The sequence below is a fragment of the Micromonospora sp. NPDC047793 genome (assembly GCF_040642635.1).
Taxonomy (GTDB): Bacteria; Actinomycetota; Actinomycetes; order Mycobacteriales; family Micromonosporaceae; genus Micromonospora.
In genome coordinates this window covers 137,921-145,016 of the sequence record NZ_JBEYSG010000019.1, presented here as the reverse complement: position 1 = coordinate 145,016, position 7,096 = coordinate 137,921, and the positions used below count along the sequence as shown (strand labels likewise).

Here is a 7,096-nt window from a genome sequence, read left to right as displayed (position 1 = left end):
ACAGCCGCCATACCGAGCCAGCCGAGCCACCAATCGCCACCCCTGCGCCAGCCGGCAGCAGGTAACCACCGCTCCATCAAAGCGGGGGGAACTCAACCCCGAAGTCAGCCGCGATCCTGGTGAGCTCGGTGATGCGGGCGCGCAGCCGGGCGATCTCCGCCTGCAGGGTTCGCTCCCGCCCGGTCAGGCCGGCAGCCCCAACCGAGGCTGCCACACTCCCCGCGTCCCTGACCGCTCCGGTTGTCACCATCTCAGAGCGCAGCTTCGTCAGTTCACCCGAGCGTTCGATCAACATCCGACGCAACTCGGCGAGACGAGGTCGCACCACGTCGGAGACCTGACCGGACGCCGGAGCGGATCGGGCCCGCGCGACGATCGATTCTGTCGCCCTGGCCGGTCGAAGGCGCCCGCCAGCGCTGTCCAGCAGCACCGCCGTAAGGCCGCCGCGCAGCGCGGTCAACCGTCGGTCGTCGATCGATCCGATGAGGGTTCCCGCACCCTGCGACTCCAGGGCCCCGATCCACCGCACCTCCGCGCCGTCCCCGAGCAGCCACGCCACCGTCGGCGCCCCACCGGGCTGCCGCAACCACGCCAGGGCGACCGAACCCGGGTTGTCTCGCAGGGCGTCGAGCAACACGGTGGCGTCCACCGCCTCCGGAGCCTCACCGACCACCTCCGGCAACTTCGAGACGGCGACCGGCAGCACCCGCCGCACCAGCTCCGCCGCCTGCGTTTCAGTGCCGGCCCACGCGAGGTGGACAGCGGCAGCCAGGGACCCTGGCGGAATCGCTACCCGCAAGCCCTGCTGAATCCCCGCCAGGTCGGCCAACACCCCGTCCAGCCGCCGCCGACCCGGTTCTTCGCCCGCCACGACACGCGCGTACGCCGCCTGCACCACCGCCCGTCCCGCGACCTGCGACCACGGCAACACGCGTACCGCGTCGGCGTCCGGCCACGACGACTCCCGACCATCCACGCCGACCGGAACGAGCCGAGGCAAACGGGCGCTACCCACCGGCACCTGCACCTGTATCCGGTACAGATCGGCCAGGCCGCCCAGTGCCTCCGGGTCATCCGGCAGCGGGCGTGGTCCCGTCGTCCAACGATCGATGTCCCATGGGACCAGCACCATCTCATCGGCAAAGGGCTGCCCGCGCAGATGGTCCAACCCCACCGCCGAACGCGGCGACTCCTCGATGAGATGTACCAGCATGCCCTCGGCTGGTGGTGGCGTGGCAATCGACACGGCCAACGCGGTCGAGTGGCGTTCCTGGGTCATCGCTCCGGTCAACACGAACCGGCCAGGAACGGCCATGATCTCTTTGCAGACGTTTCCGCCGCGCACCAGGTACCTCGCCTCATCGCCGTCATCACCGAAGCGACGTGACGCCGGCACGCCTCCCCACCGGCCAACATGACATCCCTCGGCCGGACCGCCGAAAGTCCCCATTCGGGCCGCCGGGTCGTCCCCGGCATCGCCGGAATCTATGTCGACAAGGGACACACATCCCTGATGGGCGCGGCCCGGCGCACGGACCGGACGGTGGGTGGTCTCGGTTCAGCTCACGGTCTTGGGCTGCTCGACCTGCCAGGGTTCGGGAGCGTTTCACACGTGCCGCTGATGTGGCAGACCGAACAGTGGCTTCAGGCGGACGGCTCCTGCCAGGGATCGACGACGCCGATCCCTGTATCGGTGAAGTCCTTGGTGTTACGGGTGGCGAGGGTGGCAGCTTGGGCGCGGCAGATGGCGGCGATCTGGGCGTCGAACCCGTCGATCGGGTGGCCGAGCCTGTCCCGCCCGGCGACGACGTCGGCATAGGCGCTGGCTGCGCCGAGGTCGAAGGGCAGCACTTGGCGGGGAAAGGCGGCAAAGATCTCGTTGGCGGCCTGGTGCAGTGACTCCCGGCGCTGCCCTGCCGGCAGCCGCGCAATGCCGTAGCGGATCTCAGCGACAGTGATCGCCGTGGTGTACAGGCCGGCACGCGAGTTCCGCTGGATCCACGCGAGAACCACCGGTGCGGGCTCGGCCCGCATGAGTTCGGAAACGACGTTGGTGTCCAGAACGATCATCATTCGGGCAGGCTCGCTGCGCGGGGTGATGTCGACCGAGACGGCAGCTCCAGTTCGACGCCCCCGAGTCTGGCGAATCGATCAGTGAGTGCGCCGAATAGGTCATTCACCGGCGCATCCTCGGCGACTGCCCTGGTGAGGATGTCGCGGATCTCGGCCTCCATCGATCGGCCATGCTGCGCAGCGCGACGGCGCAACTTCTCCCGCACCGCGTCGTCGAGATCTCTGATGCTGAGCGCTGCCATCACCATCTCCTCACCTGAGACAATGAGAGCAATGCTAGCACGCAGGTCAGGCGGCCGCCTCGATGCGCTCAGAGCGCACGTGGTGTATCGCTGACCGGTATCGCCGCCGCGCCCTGCCGGTCAGTCGGTGACTCTGCTGCGGGACTGGTACACCAGGTCCCGGTACTCGGGATGCCGGGCGATCCACCCCGCGATGAACGGGCAGGTCGGCAACACCAACAGACCCGCGGCGCGGGCCTCGTCCAGACCGGCACGGGCCAGGGCCGCGCCCACTCCTCTGCCCTCGTACTGAGGCGAGACCTCCGTGTGCACGAACGCGACCAACTCCGCGGTACGGATGTACTGCGCGAAACCCGCAACCGTGGACTCACCCTCCACCCGAGCCTCGTACCGGCTAGCTTCGGGAACATCCTTCACATTCACTGCCATACGTCCTCCAGTTTTCGGTGTTGCTACGAGCAGTGACACCACGTCACCAGCGTTCGTGACACCGCGTCACTGACGCCTCGGACGTGTCCGCGCTGTCATGGGTGACGCGCCCGACGCGGTCGAGCGCGAACGGACCGATCCGCCGGGAGAAGCAGCGGTCCGGCCGGAAAGGGGTCACGGATCGAGTGTGCCGCAGTGTGGCCGACGCGGATCGGTCGGTCGATCGGTCGTCCGCGATGGGGCAGACCGGGCTATAGCCTTGAAAACGGCGGTGCCATCACGGCCGGGCGCGACATTCTGGGGTGGGACATGGAGCTGTTCGGACGGCGCGCCGAGACCGCGGTGCTGGACCGGCTGCTGGATCGGGCGGCGGATCGCGCGGGTTCCGGGCTCGTGCTGTGGGGTGAGCCGGGCATCGGCAAGACCGCTCTGCTGGGGTACGCCGTCGAGGCGGCGTCCGACGCGACGGTGTTGCGGTGTCGGGGCACCCGGATGGAGGCAGGGCTCGCGTTCGCGGCGCTGCACGAACTGCTGTGGCCGGTGTTGGATCGGCTGGAGACGCTCGCGGTCCCGCAGGCTGCGGCGTTGCGGGGTGCGTTGGGCATGAGCCGGGACCCGGCCAACCGTTTCCTCATCGGCGCCGCCGTGCTGTCGTTGCTGTCCGGTCTTGCGCGGGAGCGACCGGTGCTGGTCGTGGTGGACGACGCGCAGTGGGTCGACGAGGCGAGCGCGCACTGCCTGGGGTTCGTCGCTCGTCGAGTGGCGACGGAGCCGGTCGCGGTGCTGCTGACCGGACACGAGGATCCTGCCTCGGGGCCGTGGGAGGGGCTGCCGACGTTGGAGATCGGCGGTCTGGCCGACGACGACGCCCGCCGGCTCGTGAGCGCCGTCGTGCCGGAGGCCGACGCGACGCTTGTCGAGCGGACAGTGCAGGCGGCGGGAGGCAACCCGTTGGCGCTGCACGAACTGCCCGCCCTCGATCACGAGACCGACGGCGATTCGACGCTGTCGCCGTCCGGGAACGCGGTGTCGGTGGGGCCACGGTTGCGGCGGGCATTCCGCGCACGGTTCGAGGCCCTGAAGCCGTCGACCCGGGCGTTGCTGCTGCTGGCTGCCGCCCAGGGTCGGGGCGACCGGCACGTGGTGCACCGGGCGGGGGCCGGTTGGGGCGTCGACACCGCCACCTGGGACGCGGCCCTGCGCTCGGGTCTGCTCCGTGCCTCGGGTGCCCGCCTGGAGTTCCGGCATCCGCTGATCCCGGCAGCCGTCTACGACGGTTCCCCCTTCTCGGAACGGCAGGCGGCGCATCGGGCGCTGGCCGAGGCTCTGCCGCGGGACGCCACCATGGAGCGGGCCTGGCACCTGGCGGCCGCTGCGGACGGGCCGGACGAGGACGTCGCCACGCTGCTGCAACACGCCGCCGAGGAATGTCTGCGACGCAGTGCGGGTTCGATGGCGGCGCGGACTCTGTGTCGGGCCGCCGAGCTGTCGCCGGAGCCGGGGGACGCCGCACGCCGGCTGGCTGCGGCCGCCCGCGCCGCTTGGCATGCCGGCCAGGCCGACACGGCGCGGCAGGTGCTCGAAGAGGCCGAACGCCTGGGCGGTGTGCAGCCCGTCGTCCGGCTGAGCGGGGGGCTGCGCGGGATCCTGGAGTTCGCGTACGGCATGCCTGAGCGTGCCCACCACTACCTGGCGGGCGACATGGCCGTGGTCACCGAGGCCCGACGCGCGGTGGAGCTGGGTACGGTCGCGGTCCGCGCCGCCTGGACTGCTGGTCGCTCCGACCTGCAGCAGGAGTCGCTGCACCGGCTGCGGGCCGTGGACACCGACGGTGACGCGACGGTGTCGGGGCTGATGCCCGTGCTGCGGAACTGGTGGTCCTGCTACGACCTGAGCGGCGAGTTTCCCCCGCCGTCCCCGGAGCTGGCCAGCGATGCCGTCGGTCGGCTCGGTACGGTCGCCTGGGAGTTGCTTCCGCCCGTACCGTTGGCCCAGGTCTGGGGCGTGGAGGCTCGGCTGCTCGACGTGCTGCGGGTGCAGGCCGCACAGCTGCGACGTCGACACGAGCTCACCGCGTTGGCGCTGGTGTTGGCGCAGATCGCGGTCCTCGACACGGCGGCGGGCCGGTGGGGTGCTGCCGAGGCGGCGGCGGCCGAGGGCCTGCGGTTGGCCGAGGAGGTCGGGGCGGCGCACCTCGCCACGCAGAGCCGTAGTTGCCTGGGCGTACTGGCTGCGGCCCGGGGCGACCATCGCGCCGTCGACAAGCACACCAGGGGGATCCTGCGGGTCTCGGTACCGCGTGGGGTGCGGGCGCTCACCGCGTCGGCGTACTGGCTTCGTGGCCGGGCGGCGCTGTTCGACGGTCGTCCGCAGGAGGCGCTGAGCGACCTGCTGTGCCTCGTCGAGTCGGGCCACGAGGCGTCCCATGCCACCTTCGCGTTGCTCGCCGCCGTGGACACCTTCGAAGCGGCGGTGCAGGTCGGTGACGGCGACGTCGCCGAGTCTCAGATCGCCATGGTGCAGGAGTGGGCGCAGCGGTCGGGGGCGACCTGGGCCCGCGCGGCCGGTCATCGTCTCCGGGCCCTCGTCCAGGGCGGCTCGGCGGCCGAGGTCTCGTTCCGAGCCGCCCTGGACGTCGCGGGAGCGGGGGCGCAGCCGTTCGAGTACGCCCGCACTCGGCTGCTGTACGGGGAGTGGCTGCGGCGCGCACGTCGCCGGGCCGACGCCCGTACTCAGCTGGTCGCCGCAGCCGAGACCTTCGACCGCCTGGACGCGGGCCCCCTGCGGGGGCGGGCGCTACGCGAGCTGGCGCTGACCGACCGGCGTGGGGCCGATCCTTCGACCGCTGCGGGGTTGACCGTGCAGGAGTTGCGGGTGGCGCAGTTGGCTGCGGACCGTCTGACCAACCGGGAGATCGCGGCGCAGCTGTTGATCAGTCCCCGTACGGTCGGCCACCACCTGGCCAACGTCTATCCCAAGTTGGGCATCACCTCGCGTGCCGAGCTAGCCAGGATCGACTTCGACGGGGACCTGCGGCTCAGCTAGACCGCCGTGCGGGCGGTGCCGTGGACCGTTCGAGCCGCCGGTGGGTGCCGACACCGGTGGCGGTCGTCAGGGTGCGTCGGTGCGCTGCCAGCGCAGTGGGTCGTCCTCCAACGCGGCGCGGTCCCAGTGGCCGAGGTTCGCGGCGGCCTCGTAGCTGGTGCGCAGGAACTCGGCGACCGCACGGTCCGGATCCGGTGCGGCACGCGCCACCTCATACGGCAGCAGGAACTGCTGGAACTCGGTGCTGAAGAACGCGCCATCGGGGCCGACCGGCTGCTCGGCGAAGCCGTCCGGTGTGGGATAGGCGTACGAGTAGAAGGCGCCTTCGGCACCGCCGCCGGGCCAGAACCCGCAGCTGGACAACTCGCGGGAGTAGCCCTCGACCATGACCCAGTCCCCACAGTTGGGCATCCCACCCGGATGCGGCGGAGCCGACCGGCCGGAGAAGCGGGTGCAGGCCAGATCCATCCCGCCCCAGAAGAAATGCACCGGACTGACCTTGCCCACGAAATGCGACCGGAACTCACCCACCACCCGGTTCGCCTGCACCAACTGCCGCCAGAACAGCGCCGCCGCCGCACCGTCGTAGGAGGCATGCTCATGATCCTCGGCGAACGGGATCGCCGGGTCGACCTCGTTGGGGCGCGGTCGGATCGGTGCGGCGATCCCGAGTTCGTCGAGCATCGCCATCACCCGCGAGTAGAACTCGGCGACCGCCATCGGCCGCAGCGGAAGGCTCCGCACCCCACCGTCGCTGCTACGCACGTCGAGCCGGTGGCCGATGAAGTCGAACTCGATCTCGAAGGCTCCCGTCCCGTACGGGATGGCGGACGTCGTCAACCCGCGTGGGCTCACGTACAACGTCACCTGCCACCAGTGATTGACCATCGGGGCGTGCGCCATACGGATCTTGCCCACGATCTGGGTCCACATGTGCAGGGTGTCGCGGGTGTCGGTCCAGTCCGACACCCGCAGGCTCGGCCAACTCATCGATACCGGATCTGTCATGATCACTCACATCCTTGGCGCTGTCACCAGCAGGTAACGGTCGTCGGGGTCGGGTCCTCGGGTTCGGCCGGTCGCACCCGTCGAGCGCCTTCCGAGCGTAGGCGCGTCCGGTGGGTTCCACGTGGCGAACGCTGCGGCCTGCTTGCGGATGCACGGTCGACCAGGGGGCACGACGGGTCAGCGCGGCAGGTCGAGCAGGACGACCGCGCCGATCTCGACGACCTGGCCCGGCAGCGCCAGTTCCACGGCCCCGAAGGTGGTGCTCGTCGGTCCTCATCCTGTTCGTGGTGTGGCGGAGG

At 70.6% G+C, this 7,096-nt stretch carries 6 protein-coding genes; 1 reads left to right on the top strand and 5 read right to left on the bottom strand.

Translation table 11 applies throughout. The features are described from left to right. Positions 1-76: 76 nt before the first annotated feature. The 4 genes from ABZ738_RS27995 to ABZ738_RS27980 form a co-directional block, all read right to left on the bottom strand. Positions 77-1,396, bottom strand: a complete 1,320-nt coding sequence (locus ABZ738_RS27995) for a hypothetical protein (protein WP_357218008.1) — start codon at positions 1,394-1,396, stop codon at positions 77-79. 248 nt (positions 1,397-1,644) lie between these two features. After that, the gene (locus tag ABZ738_RS27990; protein WP_236145745.1) at positions 1,645-2,073 is read right to left on the bottom strand and encodes a type II toxin-antitoxin system VapC family toxin; all 429 of its coding nucleotides are present in this window, start codon (positions 2,071-2,073) and stop codon (positions 1,645-1,647) included. Continuing rightward, on the bottom strand, positions 2,070-2,315 hold the full coding sequence (locus tag ABZ738_RS27985; RefSeq protein ID WP_131053372.1) for an Arc family DNA-binding protein: 246 nt from the start codon (positions 2,313-2,315) through the stop codon (positions 2,070-2,072). Before ABZ738_RS27985 ends, ABZ738_RS27990 begins: the two co-directional genes overlap by 4 nt. Before the next feature lie 120 nt (positions 2,316-2,435). Next, on the bottom strand, positions 2,436-2,744 hold the full coding sequence (locus tag ABZ738_RS27980) for a GNAT family N-acetyltransferase (protein WP_131053373.1): 309 nt from the start codon (positions 2,742-2,744) through the stop codon (positions 2,436-2,438). Between the two features lie 309 nt (positions 2,745-3,053). Between ABZ738_RS27980 and ABZ738_RS27975 the strand changes: the two genes are divergently transcribed. Further along, a complete protein-coding gene (locus ABZ738_RS27975) occupies positions 3,054-5,789 on the top strand; it encodes an AAA family ATPase (protein ID WP_357218001.1) in 2,736 nt (911 codons plus the stop codon). A gap of 66 nt (positions 5,790-5,855) precedes the next feature. On the opposite strand, the gene ABZ738_RS27970 is transcribed toward ABZ738_RS27975, so the two are convergent. Then, positions 5,856-6,797 carry a DUF5996 family protein gene (locus ABZ738_RS27970; protein WP_131055301.1) on the bottom strand — a complete coding sequence of 314 codons (942 nt, stop codon included), beginning with the start codon at positions 6,795-6,797 and terminating at the stop codon, positions 5,856-5,858. Positions 6,798-7,096 lie beyond the last annotated feature (299 nt).

Excerpts from the sequence above, each read along its gene's own strand:
- ABZ738_RS27980 (WP_131053373.1), bottom strand. The coding sequence starts at position 2,744 with ATGGCAGTGAATGTGAAGGATGTTCCCGAAGCTAGCCGGTACGAGGCT.
- ABZ738_RS27985 (WP_131053372.1), bottom strand. The coding sequence starts at position 2,315 with ATGGCAGCGCTCAGCATCAGAGATCTCGACGACGCGGTGCGGGAGAAG.
- ABZ738_RS27975 (WP_357218001.1), top strand. The coding sequence starts at position 3,054 with ATGGAGCTGTTCGGACGGCGCGCCGAGACCGCGGTGCTGGACCGGCTG.
- ABZ738_RS27970 (WP_131055301.1), bottom strand. The coding sequence starts at position 6,797 with ATGACAGATCCGGTATCGATGAGTTGGCCGAGCCTGCGGGTGTCGGAC.
- ABZ738_RS27990 (WP_236145745.1), bottom strand. The coding sequence starts at position 2,073 with ATGATGATCGTTCTGGACACCAACGTCGTTTCCGAACTCATGCGGGCC.